The organism is Rhabdobacter roseus, assembly GCF_014202275.1.
Classification (GTDB): Bacteria; Bacteroidota; Bacteroidia; order Cytophagales; family Spirosomataceae; genus Rhabdobacter; species Rhabdobacter roseus.
This window is the reverse complement of record NZ_JACHGF010000001.1, coordinates 454,707-472,567: the sequence shown is the minus strand read 5'-3', so window position 1 is coordinate 472,567 and position 17,861 is coordinate 454,707. Positions and strand designations below refer to the sequence as shown.

The window sequence follows — 17,861 nt, the reverse complement described above, 5'->3', positions numbered from 1 at the left end:
CAGGGCAAAAGTACCCTCGGAAGCCCTGGAAAAAGCCGAAACGATCATGGCCCTGGATAGCGCAACGTACCGCCGCTGCTTAAGGCCGTTTTCCTTTTAAGCTATATTTTATACATCAAGAGCTCTGCTTCCCCGACGGAAACAGAGCTCTTGATGGTATACGCAAGGGTACTTTTTATTTAAAAATAAACTCCTTAGGTCCAATCTCCGCCCGAATGGAATCCACCAGGGAGCCGTCGGGGCGGTAGCGGACTACGTAGCCCGACTGCGCGTAGGAAGGCGTAACGCCCGCGTAGATCAAGCCCTGCATGGGGTCTACGGCCAGGCCGCTGAACAACCTGCGCACGAAGGGCGTCGATACGTTCACCTGCGTGGCGTTGGTGGCAAACTGGTAGGTTTCGCCGATGGCGTTCCAGTTGGCATCGTAGGCCGAGAGCACAAAGTAGAGGGTCCGGCGGTCGGGACTGAAGGCGAAGCTGCCGGCCGACTTAGTGGGGTTATTCCCAATGGGCAGGGTACTTTCGATGGTACCTGACGAAGGATTGATCTTGTACAGATTCAGGCCCGCGTAGGCCCAGAGCTTGTTGTCGGCATCGACGCCAATCGGATTGGGTGAAGCCGCCGTCGTGAGGGTACTTACCACTTCGTCGGTTGCCATGTTGATGACGGTAAGCCCACTTACCTCGGCGGCGTTGCCCACGTAGAGGCGCTGCCCGGCGGCCACCAGACGCTCGGCCCCTTTAGCTACGGGGATTTTCTTGGTCACGCGCTGGGTCGTGAGGTCCACCACGGCTACGTAGCCCGGATTGATGTAAAAGTTGGGGAAGGTACCCGTAGTACCCCAGCAGGTTACGTAGGCTTTGGTTTCGCTCACCACCAGCCCGTAGCGGGGGTTCTCGATGTCGGGGGCGGTGAGGGTACCTATGCGCTTGAAGGTATTGCTATTCACGATCTCGACTTTATCCAGCCCGGCATTCCGCAAATCCACCATGATGAGCGCGTGGCCGTGGCCTTCGGCCAGGCTCTGAGCGCCGCCGTTGAGCGAAATCCCGTTTTCTTTTTCAAATACGTCCAGCTGCGCTTCACGATCTTCCCGCTTAAAAAACGAAATGCTGCCGTTGTTGCTTCCCCACAGCCCTTCGTTCACCACCAGTACCCCGCGGGCGTAGTCGCCGTCGGGCAGGGTTTCTCTTTCCCGGCAAGACCAGACTGCACTGGTCAATAAAACGACCGCTAAAAATCGAGTAAGTTGTTTTTTCATTTTGTTTTGGAATTGTAGGTAATAAGTAAATTGAACGAAAAACTACGGCCCGGCATGGCGTAGCGATTGACATTTAAGTAAAAGGTATTCAAAACATTATGTACCTGCGCTTGGAGCCGCCCCTGCCAGTGGTGGGCGTGCAGGGTAGTTTCGGCCAGGACATCCGCCAGCACGAAGCCAGCCAGGTACTTGGAGTTATCGAAGGTAGTATAGCGCCGCGACACCGCCTGCGCCCGGCCCGTGAGCCGCAGCCTACCACGCTGCACGTAGGCATTGAAAGTACCCGTGTGCACCGGCACGTGCATGAGCTGCTTGCCGAGGATGTCCTGGGCGTAGGCCGTGTAGGCGCGCTCCTGCGAGCTGCGCACCCACGCGTAGCCCAGCTGGCTTCCGGCCTGCCAGCGCTGCCAGGTACCTTGCCAGGTACTTTGGGCCTCCAGCCCGCGCGCCACCACCAGCTGCAGGTTCTCCACGTAGTAGTTGCGCTCGGGATTCCAGTAGGTCCAGTCGTCCACGCGGTTGTGGTAGGCCGTCAGCGAGGCCGTCAGCTGCTGGGCGGGGGCCGGTACCCATTTGGCTTCCAGGCCTGCTTCCTTGTTCCAGCCGTGTTCGGGGCGCAGGTTGGGGTTGCCCAGGTTCAGCCAATAGCGCTCGTTGAGCGTAGGTACCCGGTAGTTCCGCCCCACTGACGCCTTAGCGGCCAGCGTATAAGTAGGTCTGCGGAGCCAAAGGTACTCCGTGCCCACCGACGGCGTGAGCGGCGGGTTGAAGCGGGTCACGAAGGCCTGCCGCAGGTTGGCCGACACCAGCCAGCGGTCGGTTGCCTGCCAGCGGCTCAGTACAAAAAGATCCGCGCGGTTTTCGGTAATGAGCGGCTCCACGTAGCCGTCGGTGCGGGTACGGTAGTGGGCCACTTCGCCCCCCACGCGCACGCTCCAGGGGGTACTTTGGCGGCGGCCCAGGTACCTTGTAAACTCCTTTTCCAGGCGCGTGGCGAAGCGGTCGGTTTCGGTATGTTCCAGGTAGGTGAAGTCGCCCTTGCCGTAGTCGATCAGGTCGCGGGTCCAGGCGGTGCGCGCGGTCCAGCCGAGGGCTTCGTACTGCAGCATGGAGCGATACGACTGCGTACGGGTCAGCTCGCGGCCACCCAAGTTGGCGGGTGCCAGGATGAGCTGATTGTCGGTGAGCCACAGGTGCGCCGACCACTGCTGCCGCTGCCCGGCATCCTGGAAAAACAAGTCTTGCACCAGGCCGCGTTGCTCGCTCTCCGAAGGGTTCAGGAGGTAGTTCTGCCGCTCGCGGTAGGGGTACTTGTTGTTCATGCGCCCGTCGTAGAGGGCCGTCTTGCCCGCGAAATTCCATTTTTCACCTAGGGGCGTCGCGTAGTTGGCCGCCAGTTGGTTTTGGTAGTTATGAAAACTACCCTGCTGCCGCCCGGCGCTTAGGCTAAGGCCCGGGCTTTGCCGCGCTGCGCTCGACAGCAGCAGACTCCCGCCCACGGCGTCGGTACCTACCACGCTGGCGGAGGTACCATACTGCACCGCGAGGCGGTCAAAGCTGGCTACCGGAATGGTAGAAAAATCGGTTTGGCCCAGGTTGGGCTGGTTGATGTTCAGTCCGTTCCAAAGTACCGCCGTGTGGTTGGACGAAGTACCCCGAAACGACGCCGTGGCCAGCTGGCCGGGCCCGTAGTTGCGAAACGCCAGGGGCGTCTGGAAAGCGAGCAGGTCGGTGATGTTCTGGAAACGAAACTGCTGGAGCGTAGCCGAGTCAGGTACCTGTACTTTGAGCCCCGCCATGAAGCGCTCGGGCGCAAAGCCACGCACCGTAACGGGCGCCAGCGATACGGTATCGCGCTGAGCCTGCACGTGTTGGACCGTAGCCAGCGAACACGCCAACCACCCGGCCGAACCCCACCAAAATAGTCGGCTGTTTACCAAAATTTGTGACTACCTGAACGAAATGCAAAAATACGGATCCCCGTGTAAGATCTTTCCTCCGAAAATCAAAACGGCAGCTCATCTTCGGCAGGTCTCCTGACTTATCTCTCCGGCTGCCGCGCCTTCCCGTATCTGACCAGGCAGACGCAGTGGCGAGTGGAATGGAGCCGGTTTCACACTGAGACTTACAGTTGCGGGGACAGTTCCCGTTTTGCACGGGATTCCCTTTTAAGCCTTACAAGCTCCACGAAAAGAGCATGAGGCACCGAAAACTTGGGGCAAAGGTACGGTGAAAGTTGGGAGAAATGGTAGTTCGTGTACCAAAATTCTGCAATTTTGAATCTTGAATCACTTGTCTTTATTGGCCCCAATCCGTTGTCTGCTACACCCTATCTCTCCGACGCCGTTTCTCGTAAGGGTATTTTGCTCATGCTGGGAGCCGTTATTAGTTTTGGTATTGTGGGGGCTATAGCCAAGTGGCTCAGCCGCGATTTTGATACCGTAGAGCTGGTTTTCTTCCGAAATCTCGTGGGGGTACTTTTTGTGCTGAGTAGCATCGCGCAGCGCCCTTTGCAACAAACAGGCGGTCGCCCCGGCCTGCTTATTTTTCGGGGTGTGATCGGTACTTTGTCGCTATACCTGTACTTCTACGCCGTGCAGGCGTTGGGCCTGGGCCCCGCCACGACCTACCAGTATACCTACCCCATCTTCCTGGCGCTGCTGTCGTGGCTCGTCGTGGGCGAAACCCTCAACCGCCGCGAATGGCTGGCTATTGCCGCGGGCTTCGTCGGCATTTTGCTCATCTTCCGGCCCGACCTCCTGGTGCCGCTCCGCAACCACGCCATCGGGATCAGCAACGCCATCCTAACGGCCGTGGCCTACCTGGCCATCCGGCAGCTAAGTACCTACTACGACACCCGCACCATCGTGCTGTCGTTCATGCTATCGGGCCTGGTGATGCCCCTGATTTCCATGAGCCTGGGTACCTACTTCCCCCACAGCAGCCTCGATTTTCTGTTGGGTACTTTTCGCTGGCCCACCGAGCTGTACCAATGGCTGGGCCTCCTGGCGCTCGGGGTGATTGCCCTGGTGGGACAGGTACTTTTGACGCAGGCCTTTACCTACGATAAAGCCGGACGCGTAGCGGCCGTGGGCTATACCAACATCCTGTTTGCCGCGCTGCTGGGGCAGTTCATCGGCGACCCCTTCCCCGACCTGCTCACGCTACTAGGCATGGCGCTCATCATTGGCGGCGGGCTGCTGGTGTCGCTGCGGCCTAGGCGGTAGGGAGGGCTTCGCTAAATAGTAGCTTGTTGCCAAAGGGATCGTTGACTTCCATCGTCAGAGCATTCCAGAAAGCAGTTTCCAGGCCGGGGCGGTTGTACTTGTACTTCTTAGCGATCAGCTCGGCGTGGAATTCCGCCAGTCCTTCGCAGGCCAGGAATACCTTGATACCGGGGGTGCTGTCGCCGTGGTGCTCGCTGAGGTGCAGGGTCATGCCCGCTTGGGAAATCTGCATGTACAGCGGGGTACCTTCCTCGAAACGGTGCGTCCAGTCGACGGTGAAGCCTAGCCAATCCAGGTAAAACTCAAAAGCCTTGGCTTCGTCAAAAATACGGAGAATCGGAATAACCTGATTTATTTTCATAAGTACCTGTGATCCGTAAAGGTTGTTTTTATCGTATAAAGTTACTTAACTTCGACATTCCGAACTCACTTCCTAAGGTACTTTATGATTAGCTATAACCATAAAATATTTCGCTCCGTAACCACGACCGACAACGGCGACGTAGACGACCACACGCTCTTCTATTATTACCAGCAAGACGACCTCGTGTGGGCCGAGTACGCCGGGGGCGACGTAGTGAAGGGGTACCTGATCGCCAAGGCCGACGCCCAGAGCACCCTTGACATGCGCTACCAGCACCTCAACGCCGCCGGGGAGCTCAGGACAGGTACCTGCCGCTCGGTGCCGGAGCTATTGCCCGACGGCCGCCTTCGGCTGCACGAAACCTGGCAGTGGACCAGCGGCGACGGCTCCTCGGGGGAGTCGGTGGTGGAAGAAGTGGAAAGCGATGCGCCTTTTACCGACTAAGTCAGCCGTTTTTTTTAGTTGGGCACGCTTTTTGGTAGTTTAATGTTGATAAGTACCCTTTGACATTCTCTTTCTCATTCCATGATACGACTACTTACCGGAGCTATTCTGGCCGTTTGCCTGATCGCCCTGCTCATGGCGCTTCGGGCCGAGACGGCCTCGCCCCGCCCCAAGCCGGGCAAGATCGAATGGCTGACCATGGAGCAGGCGTACGCGCTCCACCAACACGAGCCCCGCAAATGGCTCATTGATATTTATACCGATTGGTGCGGCTGGTGCAAAGTCATGGACCGCGAAACCTACACCGACGCCCGGGTGGTGGAGTACGTGGGCCAGAAGTACTACGCCGTGAAGTTCAACGCCGAGCAGCGCGATGCCGTGCAGGTAGGCGAGCAGCGCTTCGAGTTTGTACCGCAGGGCAACGGCGGTGTACACCAGCTGGCCCTCAGCCTCACCAACAACCGCCCCAGCTACCCCACTACGGTATTTCTGGACGAGAAAATGGAGATGATCCAGCCACTGCCTGGGTATCTTAAGGCTAAAGAATTTCACGAGATCATTACTTTCTTTGGCGACAACTACCACCAAAAGGAGCAATTTGATCAATACAAAACCGGTACCTATCCCAAGCTATTCAGCAAATAGTTTTTTATAAAATATTTTATTAAATCTAGAATTTGTGATAAAAAAAACCATAATAAACAGGTAACTGATAGTATCTTATGGCTTTTATAGAGTATATAAAACAGCGCTTTTAGTTACTCCCTGTCCAGACCAAATCATCTTATAGCTTTCCACGTTGACTACGCCTTTCTTCTCCGCTAAATTGGTCAGTCCGGTTTCCGCCTTTTGGGGTCAAGCTACCTTGGTCCTTGTGCTAACAGTATCGCTGGCTACCGCTCAGGTACCTGAGCGCATTGCTCAACTACCCAACGACTCCACCAAAATAGTGGCGTTGTGTGACTACGCCACGCAGATCGCCTTCGACCAGGGTAAAATCGAGGAAGCGTACGGGCTTATTCGACAAGCCGAAGAACTGAACCAAACAACCCCGTCGGCTTATGCAGCGGCTTGTGTTGTCAAAGCCAACGGGATTGTGGCCCACGCGAATGAAAAATTTCCGGAAGCCGTTCGCTTGCTGCTGCAAGCCTATGACCTCTTTTTGAAAAAAGGGTACACCTTGGAAGCCGCCGAAAGCTTGGTTCGCGTGAGCCACGTACACTTTAAAGAAGACAACCTGGAGGCATCGGAGCGGTACCTGGTTCGGGCCGAAGCCTTGCTGAAAAACTACCCGGAGTCTACCAAAAGCAAGGTGATGATGGGTAATATTTACAATGAACTGTCCAACATCTACGGCAAGCGCAAACAGCCCAACCAGTCGTTGGAGTACATCAATAAAGCCCTGCAACTCTACCGCGAAACCCAAAACGAAGACCGCTACTACAGCTCACTGCTGAACTCGGCCATTTCGTACAAGAACCTGGGGCTTTTTGACGAGTCGCTGGAGCGCTACCAGGAGTTTGAGAACTACGTCGAAAAGATCAACGATGACTACTACCGGCTCTACCTGTACATGAACCTCCCCTACGCCCTGATGGGCAAGAACCAGGTAGATCAGGCCATTGCCTACGCCCAGAAAGGCCTGGCGCTGGTACCCAAGACCTCCGGGCAGTTTGAGCACTACGCCGAAGTGCACGGTATTCTGAGCGAAGCGTACGAAAAAAAGCGTGACTACCAGGCGGCCCTGCACAACTACCGCCTCAAAGAGGCCTACGGCGACAGCCTCACCGACCTCCAGAAAAAAAGACAGATAGCCGAGCTGGAGACGCAGTTTGAAACCAAGCAAAAAGAGTTACAGATTGAACAGCTCAACGTACAGCATCAAGCCAAACAACGCCAAACGCTGCTGCTGAGCGCCAGCCTGCTGCTGCTGCTGCTGCTGCTAGGCGTGATGGCCTGGCAGTACGTGCGGCTCCGGCGTAGCAAGGAGCAGATTGCGGAGCAGTCGGCCCAGCTGAAGCTGATGATGAAGGAGCTGCACCACCGCGTGAAAAACAACCTGGCGATTGTATCGGGCCTTTTGAAATTACAATCCAACCGCATTACGGAAGTGTCGGCGGCTAAAGCCGTGCGGGAAGGCCAGCAACGGGTAGAAGCCATGTCGCTGATCCACCAGCGCTTGTACCAAACCGACCACGTCACGAGTGTGAATATACGCGAGTACATCATCGACCTGGCCGAGAACCTGATGCAAAGCTACGGCTACGACCGTGACGCCTTTGACCTCCGCATAGACGTAGAACGTACCCAGCTGGATGTAGATCTGGCCATACCCATTGGGCTAATTATCAACGAGCTGCTGACAAACTCATTTAAGCACGCCTACGAAGGTGTTCAACGCCCCATGCTCATCATAAACCTAAGAAACAACGACGGAATAACGCTGGAAGTGAAGGATAACGGCCCCGGTGTGGACCCGATCGAATGGAAAAAAACGAGCAACTCGTTCGGGAAGCGTCTTATCACAAATCTGAGTGAACAAACGGGCGGAGAATTCCGAATCGAGAATACGGACGGAATGCACTATTACCTGCACATACCTTCCCAAAACCTTAGAAAAGCAGCTTAATACCAATTCATGATCTCATGACCCAGAGCAAAATTTCGATACTGCTGGTAGAGGACGAAGCGATACTAGCGATGGAACTGAGTGATACCCTGACCGCCGAAGGGTACCTGATTGCGGGCGTCGCTAACAACGGTCCGGCGGCACTCGATATTTTTCAAAAGGAGAATATTGATCTGCTGATCTGTGATATCAACATCAAAGGCAACTGGGATGGCATCGAGACGGTACAGCGCGTTATGGCCATTCGGGCTATTCCCATTATCTACCTGACGGCCCTGGCCGACCACGACACCCTGGAAAGAGCCAAGCAAACCTACCCGGCGGCCTACATTCCTAAGCCCTACAACCTCACCAACCTACGCATGGCCATCGAAATGGCTATCAATAATTTTGCGTTACGCAGTAGCGCCGCCTCGCCAGCGGCCAAGCCTAAAAACCCAGACCTGACGGAAGGTACCTCGGGCACCCGCGAAACTCCTAATCGGGAAACGATTCTTCAGGTAAACGATCACATTTTTATCAAAAGCAACTACCGCTTTATCAAGATAGCGCTGGGCGATATTCTGTTTCTGGAAGCGGAGAATAACTACACCATCATCCAGACCAGCACCCAGAAGTTTGCGCTCCGGCAGTCGCTGGGCAATATCCTGGACCGATTGTCGCTGAATAACCTGGTACGTACGCACCGCTCCTTCGCCGTCAACCTGGACCGGGTCGAATCCTTTAACGATTATGAAATCAAAGTAGGGGATTTTGAGATCTCGCTGGGGCGAAATTACAAGGATGAATTCTTTCATCACTTCAACTTTAGGTAGGTACTTTTCGAAGCGATTCGTAGCGGACTCACATTTGGTTATTCACATACATAATAGCACCATTCATGTACAATACTCCGAGATAGAAGTAAACGCTATGTTACCTTAGCAAAACCAAACGCACGCTCTAGTGACCAGATCTTACGCTATCCCGACATACACAAACCTCTGAAAACCCTCTTCCACCGACAGTCCTAAATCTTGGCCTATGTCCACACCATTTATCTCAACGAAAGTGAAATTCATTACCTACTCCTCTGACGAACAGATCATTACGGATATTCTGACCGGAGGGCGCACGCGTGAAGAAGCCACCCGCTCGCTCATCCATCACCACGTATCGTACATTTACAAGCTGCACCGGCAGCTCCGCATTTCCGAAGACGTAGCCAAGGACACCTTTACCGATACGATCATGGCCGTGATTCAGCAAATTGAAAGCGGTACCTTTCGGGGAGAGAGTAAGCTATCGTCTTACCTTTACCAAATCTATTATTTCAAAATGATAGATAGTGTTCGTAAGAAGCACTCGAAGGCCATACAGTACTACGATGAAATGGCGGAGGTAGAAGACACCAGCGCCAACCTGGAAATGACTTACGAGGCCCAGGAGCGCGCCAGCCAGGTGGCCCGGATCATGAACAAAATGTGCCCACTCTGCCGTAAAATCCTGCTGATGTGGGGCCTGGAGGGTAAAAAGATTGGTGAAATAGCCCAGCAACTGGGCGAAACCGACCCCAAGAAAATTTCCCGAAAAAAGTACAAGTGCATGGATCAGCTCCGGGAGCTGTGGAACGAGCAATTATAAACCTGATGCCGTCTGGAAGGTACTTTTCAGGGGTACCTTCGTCTACCAAAGGTACCTTCATAATGTACCTTCATGAAAGTTAAACGGTCTCGCCTTCCTGCATGCGCTCGGCGTTTTCGGCAATGCGCAGTTGCTCAATAAAATCCCCGATTTCCCCCTCCATCACCGTAGGCAGGTTGTACACCGTGTAGCCAATCCGATGGTCCGTCACGCGGCTTTGGGGGTAGTTGTAGGTACGTATCTTGTCGGAGCGGTCGCCGCTGCCCACCATGCTTCGGCGCTGCGAGCTGATGGCATCCTGCTGTTTGCGTAGCTCCATTTCGTACAGGCGTGAGCGAAGTACTCCCAGCGCCTTGTCCTTGTTCTTAAGCTGCGAACGTTCGTCCTGGCAGCTCACCACCAGGCCCGATGGGATGTGCGTAAGCCGTACGGCCGAGTAGGTGGTGTTAACGGACTGCCCACCCGCTCCCGAGGAGTTGAAGGTATCGATGCGCACGTCGTTCATGTTGATCTCCACGTCTACTTCTTCGGCCTCGGGTAGTACAGCCACCGTAGCGGCCGACGTATGCACCCGTCCCTGCGACTCCGTCACGGGTACCCGCTGCACCCGGTGCACCCCCGACTCAAACTTCAGCTTGCCGTACACATCCTCCCCCTCTACCTTGCAGATAATCTCCTTGTAGCCGCCGTTGCTTCCCTCCGTATAGTCCATCACCGACATCCGCCAACCCATCCGCTCGCAGAAGCGCTGGTACATCCGAAACAAATCCCCGGCGAAGATGGCCGCCTCGTCGCCGCCCGTTCCACCGCGTATTTCCAGAATACTATTCCGGCTGTCGTTCGGGTCTTTCGGGATTAGCATTTCTTTGAGTAGCGTTTCCACCTGCTCTTTTTGAGGAACCAACGCATTCATTTCTTCTTTGGCCATCTCGCGCAGTTCTTCGTCCTTCTCGGTGGTGAGAAGTTCTTTGGCTCCGGCGATGTCTTTGAGGAGCTTCTGGTAGATTTTGTACTGCTCTACGATCCGCCCCAGGTCTTTGTATTCTTTGCTCAGCTTAGAAAAACGAGCGGCATTGGAGGCTACCTCGGGCTGCACAATCTGCTGCTCTACTTCCTCGAACCGCTCTTTTATGGCTTCTAATTTATCTTGCATGGTCTGTCTTCGTCAATCAAGGCCACAAAGATACGCATTATGTAGGAATCCGGAATATTTTCCGAACTTACCACCACCCCAATGAGGTTTCCTTTATGAGCTTTGTGCTTTCTTTGCTTTGCCTAAAATCTATATGTAACGTATGAAACAATCTTCGGGTACTTTCCTTCTTTTGGTTTTCTTGCTCGGCTGCAACGTGGAGAATCGCGTGGGTAATTCCAAGGAACTGGTACAGGAAATGAAAGACAGCCAGATCAAACGCATAACGAATGCGCAGCTAATATCGCTGATCGATGAATGGGGCAAGCAAATTGTGAAAGTATCCCAAAAGGCCCTCGGCGAGGCCGTGAGCAAACAGCCCGGAAACGCCTCCCGGCTGTGCCAAAACCTGGACCAGGTACCGCTTATCGGAGCGCTTGAACAGGAGTACGGGGTAGATATAAGCCTGCTGGGCCTGGCGGATGTCAGCAACCCAGCGCTGGAAGCCAAGGAACGGGAACTCCTGGAAGCCTATGCTTACAACGCCGGAAGTACCCTTCCGGCATCCGATAACATTCAGAAACTCAACGATACGCTGTACGTATACAACGCCTCTCTACCGCTGGATAGCCCCATCGCCACGGAATGCTTTGGAGAGCAAAAAGTACCCTTCGCGGTATGGAGGGTACTTTTTGATAAAAAAGAGGTAGTTCGGAAAATCGACGTGAAGCGATTAAAATAGAAGCAGTACTACCCCTCCATCGCCTTGCTCCAGCGGGCGTAGGCCTCTTGGGTAGCTTCCTGGCAGGTGGTGTCTGGCTCAATGGTTTTTACCGCCCGTAGTCCGGTAAAAGCTTCCTTTCTATCCTTATAGTAGCCTAAGCCCATACCGGCTCCCCGCGCCGCGCCCTGAGCGCCGTCGGTACTGTACAGCTCCACCGTAGCCCCCGACACGTTCGCGAAGGTTTCGCGGAAGAGCGGGCTCAAAAACATGTTGGCTTCGCCCGCGCGGATGTTTTTCAAAGACACGCCCAGCGTTTCCATGACCTGCATACCGTAGTACAGCGCAAAGACGATGCCTTCCTGCGACGCCCGCACCCAGTGGCTCAGCCCGTGGCGGCTAAACTCCAGCCCCCGGAAGGTAGCGCCCGGGTCCTGGTTTTCGAGCATGCGCTCGGCCCCATTCCCGAAGGGTAGGCACAGCAAACCCTCCGCCCCGATGGGTGCCTGCGCGGCCAGCTCATTCATACCGGCGTAGGATACCTGGCCCTGCAAAAGCGTATTTCTAAGCCAGCTGTTGAGGCTCCCGGTTCCATTGACGCACAAAAGTACCCCGTACCGGGGGTGATTGAGCGCATGATTGACGTGCAAAAAGGTATTCACTCGCGATTTAAGGTCAAACTTGGTTTGGTCGCTCACACCGTACACCACGCCCGAAGTACCCGCCGTGGCGGCTACCTCACCGGGCTCCAGTACGTTGAGCGAGAAGGCGTTGTTAGGCTGGTCGCCGGCGCGGTAGGTGACGGGCGTGTTGGCAGCCAGGCCCAGCGCTTGGGCGGCTTCGGTGGTAAGGTACCCCTGCTCGCCAAAGGTAGGAAGTACCTGCGGAATGAGGTCAGCTTCAAAACCGAAGTGATCCAGCAGGAAACCGGCGGGTTGCTCGTCCAGGAAATCCCAGAAAATCCCCTCCGAAAGCCCTGAGGGCGTCGTAACGACCTCGCCCGTCATGCGGGCGGCCAGGTAGTCGCCGGGCAGCATGAATTTATGTACCTTGGCGTATACGTCGGGTTCGTTTTCTTTTACCCAGGCTAGTTTGGAGGCCGTGAAATTGCCCGGCGAATTGAGCAAATGCGGCAGCACTACCTCAGCACCCAGCGCTTCGAAGGCTTTGTTGCCCACGCTCACCGCCCGGCTGTCGCACCAGATGATCGACGGCCGTAGTACGTTCATCTCCTTATCAACCACCACGAGCCCGTGCATCTGGTACGAGATCCCGATGGCCTTGACCTGCTCGGGGGCCACGTTGGCTTTTTTCATCACCGCCTGCGAAGCCAGGCAGGCATTTTGCCACCACTGTTCCGGCTGCTGCTCGGCAAAACCCGGCTGCGGTGCGGCCATGGGCATTTCGGTTTCGGGAAAAAAAGCAGAGGCCACCGCCTGGCCCGTGTCGGCATGAAGTAGACAGGCTTTTACGGATGAACTACCCACGTCGAATCCAAGGAAATACATATGTCGTAGAGGTTATGGAAATAAGGAAACAAAGGTACTAATCTCTTGGGGCATATTGCAAACTACCCGTTGATCAATGGCTGTTTGTCGGCCTGGGGTACTTGCTTTCTATTTTGTTTCTCGGTTTTTTCAAAAAAATTGGTATTGAATGGTTTCGATAATTATCTTTGTATCTAAGACAATTAGTCAATAAGATTCTTTATAACTAAACTTATGAACGCAGGGACAATCCAGGCATTTAAAGTAAGTAGCAAGCGCTATTCCGACTCTTCCTTGCTCATGCACGAGGCCATTGCCCGGAAGGCGGGGCTTTCGGGTACCGACCATAAGTACCTGGGTCTTCTGACGGAAAACGGAGCCATGACAGCCGGCGAGCTTTCCAAGGCCACCGGCCTAACCACCGGAGCTGTGACCGGCCTGATAGACCGGCTGGAAAAGAAGCAGCTCGTACAAAGACAAGTTGACCCGGACGACCGGCGGAAGGTTATCATTGCGCCCAATACCCCGCACATCTTGCAGCTTTTGGAGCCACTTTTTGCCGAGCTCCAGGAAAAAACAACCAGCCTGATCACCTCCTTTTCAGAGGCAGAACTCCAGGTGATCCAAAGGTACTTTGTGGCAGCCATTGCCCTCATGAGTGAAGTGACTAACAACCTAAACGAAAAATAGGTGAAGACCATGGAAGCGATTTCTACCAGCTATTTGTCCCGTGCCGAAACTTGGCTTTTTATTACTACGCTAACGTACTTTCTGATGAATGGGGCTCAACTCTTTGAGACGGCCGTGCTTGTGCCCAAATGGACGGCCGCGCCGCCGGAGTCGCTGCAGCTACTTCGGGGAAAACACGGTTTGGACCTCAAAACTTTCTGGATTGTAATCCATTCCCTTCACGAAATCACGTTCATCCTGGCCGTTATTTTCTGCTGGAAACTAGCGCCCATCCGAAACGGCCTGCTCTTGCTTTTCATGGTACATGTGGCCGTACGCGTATGGACGCTGGGGTACTTTGCGCCCATGATTCTCAAGTTTCAGAATACAGAAGACTTAACTCAAATACCGGATCTCTTGCGCCAAACTACCCTCTGGCGGACCCTAAACTACCTCCGCGTCGGAATTTTCCTGGCCGTGTCTTTGGGACTTATCCCGCTATGTCTGAGTATGATGACTATGAAGGCTGGTCGGTAAAAGTCGGTCGAATCCAAGGCGCATCATTTTCCGCTCAGTGGTTCAGCAAACTACCCCACCTTCCCCGCCAAGCCCAGCAAAAAGGCGTATTCCAGGGCGTAGTCGTGCAGGCGCTTGAAGCGTCCCGAGGCGCCGCCGTGGCCGATTTCCAGGTCGCAGTGTAGCAGGATGAGCCTAGGGCCGGTAGTTAGTTCGCGCAGCCGGGCTACCCATTTGGCGGGCTCCCAGTACTGTACCTGCGAGTCGTGAAAGCCCGTGGTAACGAGTAGGTTGGGGTACTTTTGGGGCGTCACGTTGTCGTAGGGCGAGTAGGACTTCATGTAGGCGTAGTAGGTTTCCTCGTTGGGGTTGCCCCACTCTTCGTACTCGCCCGTGGTGAGCGGAATGGTGTCATCGAGCATGGTTGTGACCACATCCACGAAAGGTACCTGCGCCACCATGCCGTGGTAGAGATCGGGGCGGAGGTTCGCCACGGCCCCCATGAGCAAGCCGCCCGCGCTGCCGCCCATGGCGTATAAGCATTCGGGCGAGGTCCAACGCTGCTGGATCAGGTAGAGCGAGCAGTCGATAAAATCATGAAAGGTATTCATCTTGCGCAGCAAGCGACCGTTTTCGTACCAGGCCCGGCCCATTTCCTGTCCGCCCCGGATGTGGCAAATCGCAAAGGCAAAGCCGCGGTCGAGCAGGCTCAGCCGCACGGAGCTAAAGGTAGGGTCCATGGACATGCCGTAGGAGCCGTAAGCGTACTGAAGTACCGGTCCGCTGCCGTCGCGAGGGAAGTCGTTGCGGTACACCATAGATATTGGAATAAGTACCCCGTCGCGGGCTGGGGCGTACAAGCGCTCGGTGGTGTACTTTGTGCGGTCAAAAGTACCTACCACCTCCTGCTCCTTCAACAGCGTTTTGGCGCGCGTAACCATATCATACTCATAAACCGAGCTCGGCGTGGTGAGTGAGGTGTAGCCGTAGCGGAGCGTGGTGGTGTCGAGCGCCGGATTGCTACTCAGGTAGGCCGTGTAGGCCGGTTCGCCGAAGTTGAGGTAGTGCTCCTCGCCCGTAGCCAGGGCCCGTACCCGCAGGTGCAGCAGCCCTTCCCGGCGCTCCTGCACCACCAGAAAATCCCGGAATGCTTCCAGGCCCTCCAGGTATACATCGGGCCGGTGCGGGATAATCTCTTGCCAGTGCGCCACATCACCTACCTCCGCGGTCGCTTCAGGTACCTGCACCAGTCGGAAATTCTCGGCGCCGCCGTGGTTGGTCAAAAGGTAGAAAGTACCCTCCACGTGCTCCAGCGAGTACTCATGCCCCCGCTGCCGCGGAATCACCACCTCCAAAGTACCTTGCGGCTCGGCGGCTTTCAGCAGCCGGTACTCCGTGGCTACACCGTTGTGGTCGGCCACCAGGGCAAGGTACTTTTTGGACTTCATGCGGTAAAGCGCCAGGTAGTACTGGTCGTCGGCTTCTTCGTACAGCAGCACGTCTTCGTGTACGTCGGTACCCAGCTCATGCCGCCACACCTGGTAGCCCAGCAGGGTATCTTCGTCTTTTCGGATGTAAAAAACATGACGGTTATCAGCCGCCCAGGCGTAGTGACCGCCTTCGGTGTTCGGGATCACGTCCGGGTACCATTCGCCCGTCGTGAGGTTGCGGAAGCGCAGGGTATAGAGCCGTCGGCTTAGGGTATCTTCGCCAATGGCCGCCACGGTTTCGTCGTCGCTGATGTCGGGGAAGGTGGCGTCGTAGTACCCCTGCCCGGTGGCGCGCTCGTTGAGGTCCAGCATGATTTCCTCGGGCGCGTCCAGGCTGACGTACTTGCGGGCGTAGAGGGGGTACTCCATGCCTTCTTCGTAGCGGGAGTAGTACCAGTAGTTTCCGTCCAGCACCGGCACCGACTCGTCCTTTTCTTTGATGCGCCCCTTCATTTCTTCAAACAATTCTTCCCGAAACTGCTTTACGGGTGCCAGCACGGCTTCCGTATACGTATTTTCGGCCTCCAGCTGAGCCCGTACCGCCGGATTTTCTTTTTCGCGCAGCCAATAGTAAGGGTCGGTGCGGGGATCGTTATGAATGGTTAAAAGGATCTCTTGCTTAGGTACTTGCGGGGCAACGGCGGCCTGGTCAAAATAAGTCATTGGATAAATTTTCGGGTTTTCTGGTGGTTTTGTCCGGTGCGGCTACGCAATAAATGAAATTCTTACCTAATTTAGTTTCCGGATTGGGCATCCTTGAAAAATATAAAAAAAAGGATTCTAATTCTCAGAAAGTTACCTGAACGAGACGACTTAATACCGTAAAAATGAAAAAACGCTTCTTAGCCGTCCTGGCCGGTGGATTCCTCCTGGTGGCGGTGGGTTTTCGTAGTGAAGATAGTGAATGGGGAAAAGCGTTTGCCCGGATTGACGCCGAAGTAAAGAAGAATAGCAAAGCCTACCAGACGCTGGGTGATGCCACGCAGCAGATCGGGCACCGGCTCACCGGCAGCCCCAACGGCCAAAAAGCCGAGGAGTACGCCTACAACCTGTTGAAAAGCTACGGATTCAGCGACGTAAAGTACCAGCCCTTTGAGGTGGAATCGTGGATGCGAGACACCGTGACGCTCAGCATTGCGCCCAAAAACAGCGACAACTTCCGGGATGTAGCGGTGGTGTCGCTGGCGCACTCGCCCGTCGAGGCCGACCTGAGCTCCGACATCGTGGACGTAGGCAACGGATTGGAAGAAGATTTTGAAGCAGCCAAAGAAAAAGTCAAAGGCAAAATAGCGCTGGCCAACATTGGCATGGTAGGTACTACGGGCAAGAAAAACCTGCACCGCTCCGAAAAAACGGCGCTGGCAATCCAGTACGGCGCGCGCGGGATCATCATGGTGAACCAGGCACCGGGCAAAATCCTGCTCACGGGCACGGCCTCCGTCACCGGCGCGCTCATTGCGATTCCGGCCGTCTGTATTTCCAGCGAAAGCGGGCGCGAACTGCGGGCCTGGATGGCCGAAGAAGGACCGCTGGAAGCGCATGTGAGCATGAGTAATTTCTCCAAGCCCATCAAGGCCCGCAACGTCATTGCCACGCTCAAAGGGAAATCCGACGAGAAGGTCGTGATCGGCGGCCACCTCGACTCCTGGGACCTGGCCACGGGGGCCATCGACAACGGCATTGGCTCCTTTGCGATCCTGGATATTGCCCGTACTTTTAAAGCGCTGAAAATTAAGCCCGAACGTACCATTCAGTTTGTGATGTTTATGGGCGAAGAGCAGGGCCTGCTGGGTTCCAAGCACTTTGTGCGCGAGGCCGTCCGCACGGGCCAGGCCGCCAAGATCCGGTACATGCTAAACCTCGACATGACCAACGACCCCAAGGGAATTAATGCCTTTGGCCGGGAAGAAATGGCTGATTTATTTAAGGAAATTGGGGATGCCGTGAGCAAAATAGACGAGAATTACGGCAACCAGTACATGAGCCGGGCCGGCCTGCACAGCGACCACCAGCCCTTTATGCTGGAAGGCATTCCGGTGGCCAGCCTGTCGGGTAGTTTGGCTCCCAACGTGCTGCAATGCTACCACGCCGACTGCGATAACTTTGACCTGGTGGATAAGCAGCAGCTGGAAAATACCGTCCGCATTGCTTCCATGTACCTTCACGCGCTCACTAGCACCAAAAAACTCCCGGTGCAACAGCTCACGCAGCCCCAAACCCGCGACTACCTCATTCAACAGGGCCTGAAGCAGGAGCTCATCCTGGGCAAAGACTGGCGTTGGGGAGAATAGCGCTGAC

Annotated in this window: 16 protein-coding genes and 1 riboswitch; of the genes, 10 read left to right on the top strand and 6 right to left on the bottom strand. The window is 55.2% G+C overall.

The features are described from left to right. Window positions 1-175: 175 nt before the first annotated feature. Together HNQ92_RS01980 and HNQ92_RS01975 are read right to left on the bottom strand one after the other, a co-directional pair. Window positions 176-1,261, bottom strand: coding sequence for a YncE family protein (locus tag HNQ92_RS01980; RefSeq protein WP_184170116.1), 1,086 nt, complete (start codon window positions 1,259-1,261; stop codon window positions 176-178). Then, on the bottom strand, window positions 1,258-3,201 hold the full coding sequence (locus tag HNQ92_RS01975) for a TonB-dependent receptor plug domain-containing protein (RefSeq protein WP_246439474.1): 1,944 nt from the start codon (window positions 3,199-3,201) through the stop codon (window positions 1,258-1,260). Before HNQ92_RS01975 ends, HNQ92_RS01980 begins: the two co-directional genes overlap by 4 nt. Window positions 3,202-3,270: 69 nt before the next feature. Then, window positions 3,271-3,486: riboswitch (cobalamin riboswitch) on the bottom strand. Window positions 3,487-3,537: 51 nt separating this feature from the next. On the opposite strand from HNQ92_RS01975, the gene HNQ92_RS01970 reads away from it, so the two are divergent. Then, window positions 3,538-4,488 (top strand): DMT family transporter, encoded by a 951-nt coding sequence (locus tag HNQ92_RS01970; protein WP_246439465.1) that lies wholly within the window; start codon window positions 3,538-3,540, stop codon window positions 4,486-4,488. Here HNQ92_RS01970 and HNQ92_RS01965 read toward each other — a convergent pair. Next, entirely contained in the window at window positions 4,478-4,849 is a 372-nt protein-coding gene (locus HNQ92_RS01965) for a glyoxalase superfamily protein (RefSeq protein ID WP_184170114.1), read from the bottom strand. The two genes, HNQ92_RS01970 and HNQ92_RS01965, sit on opposite strands and share 11 nt — an antisense overlap. 84 nt (window positions 4,850-4,933) lie before the next feature. On the opposite strand from HNQ92_RS01965, the gene HNQ92_RS01960 reads away from it, so the two are divergent. From HNQ92_RS01960 to HNQ92_RS01940, 5 genes are all read left to right on the top strand, one after another. Continuing rightward, on the top strand, window positions 4,934-5,296 hold the full coding sequence (locus HNQ92_RS01960) for an avidin-fold protein (protein ID WP_184170111.1): 363 nt from the start codon (window positions 4,934-4,936) through the stop codon (window positions 5,294-5,296). An 81-nt stretch (window positions 5,297-5,377) separates the two neighbouring features. Further along, window positions 5,378-5,941, top strand: coding sequence for a thioredoxin family protein (locus HNQ92_RS01955; protein WP_184170109.1), 564 nt, complete (start codon window positions 5,378-5,380; stop codon window positions 5,939-5,941). A 229-nt stretch (window positions 5,942-6,170) separates the two neighbouring features. Then, window positions 6,171-7,925, top strand: a complete 1,755-nt coding sequence (locus HNQ92_RS29030; RefSeq protein WP_184170106.1) for a histidine kinase dimerization/phosphoacceptor domain -containing protein — start codon at window positions 6,171-6,173, stop codon at window positions 7,923-7,925. 17 nt (window positions 7,926-7,942) lie between these two features. After that, on the top strand, window positions 7,943-8,740 hold the full coding sequence (locus tag HNQ92_RS01945; protein WP_184170103.1) for a response regulator: 798 nt from the start codon (window positions 7,943-7,945) through the stop codon (window positions 8,738-8,740). 208 nt (window positions 8,741-8,948) lie between these two features. Beyond that, a complete protein-coding gene (locus HNQ92_RS01940) occupies window positions 8,949-9,548 on the top strand; it encodes an RNA polymerase sigma factor (protein WP_184170100.1) in 600 nt (199 codons plus the stop codon). Window positions 9,549-9,627: 79 nt separating this feature from the next. Here the strand turns inward: HNQ92_RS01940 and prfA are convergent, their stop codons facing one another. Beyond that, window positions 9,628-10,701 (bottom strand): peptide chain release factor 1, encoded by a 1,074-nt coding sequence (gene prfA / locus HNQ92_RS01935; protein WP_184170096.1) that lies wholly within the window; start codon window positions 10,699-10,701, stop codon window positions 9,628-9,630. A 142-nt stretch (window positions 10,702-10,843) separates the two neighbouring features. Between prfA and HNQ92_RS01930 the strand changes: the two genes are divergently transcribed. Continuing rightward, the gene (locus tag HNQ92_RS01930; protein WP_184170093.1) at window positions 10,844-11,422 is read left to right on the top strand and encodes a hypothetical protein; all 579 of its coding nucleotides are present in this window, start codon (window positions 10,844-10,846) and stop codon (window positions 11,420-11,422) included. 8 nt (window positions 11,423-11,430) lie between these two features. Here HNQ92_RS01930 and HNQ92_RS01925 read toward each other — a convergent pair whose 3' ends face one another. Continuing rightward, a complete protein-coding gene (locus tag HNQ92_RS01925; RefSeq protein WP_184170090.1) occupies window positions 11,431-12,909 on the bottom strand; it encodes a xylulokinase in 1,479 nt (492 codons plus the stop codon). Between the two features lie 213 nt (window positions 12,910-13,122). Between HNQ92_RS01925 and HNQ92_RS01920 the strand changes: the two genes are divergently transcribed. Further along, window positions 13,123-13,578: a MarR family winged helix-turn-helix transcriptional regulator gene (locus HNQ92_RS01920; RefSeq protein WP_184170087.1), complete on the top strand. Its 456-nt coding sequence runs from the start codon at window positions 13,123-13,125 to the stop codon at window positions 13,576-13,578. Between the two features lie 9 nt (window positions 13,579-13,587). Beyond that, entirely contained in the window at window positions 13,588-14,094 is a 507-nt protein-coding gene (locus tag HNQ92_RS01915) for a transposase (RefSeq protein ID WP_184170084.1), read from the top strand. A gap of 50 nt (window positions 14,095-14,144) precedes the next feature. Here HNQ92_RS01915 and HNQ92_RS01910 read toward each other — a convergent pair whose 3' ends face one another. Beyond that, entirely contained in the window at window positions 14,145-16,226 is a 2,082-nt protein-coding gene (locus HNQ92_RS01910) for a S9 family peptidase (RefSeq protein ID WP_184170083.1), read from the bottom strand. 164 nt (window positions 16,227-16,390) lie between these two features. Here HNQ92_RS01910 and HNQ92_RS01905 point away from each other — a divergent pair, with 164 nt between their 5' ends. After that, window positions 16,391-17,854, top strand: a complete 1,464-nt coding sequence (locus HNQ92_RS01905) for a M28 family peptidase (RefSeq protein ID WP_184170079.1) — start codon at window positions 16,391-16,393, stop codon at window positions 17,852-17,854. The last annotated feature ends 7 nt before the right edge of the window (window positions 17,855-17,861 follow it).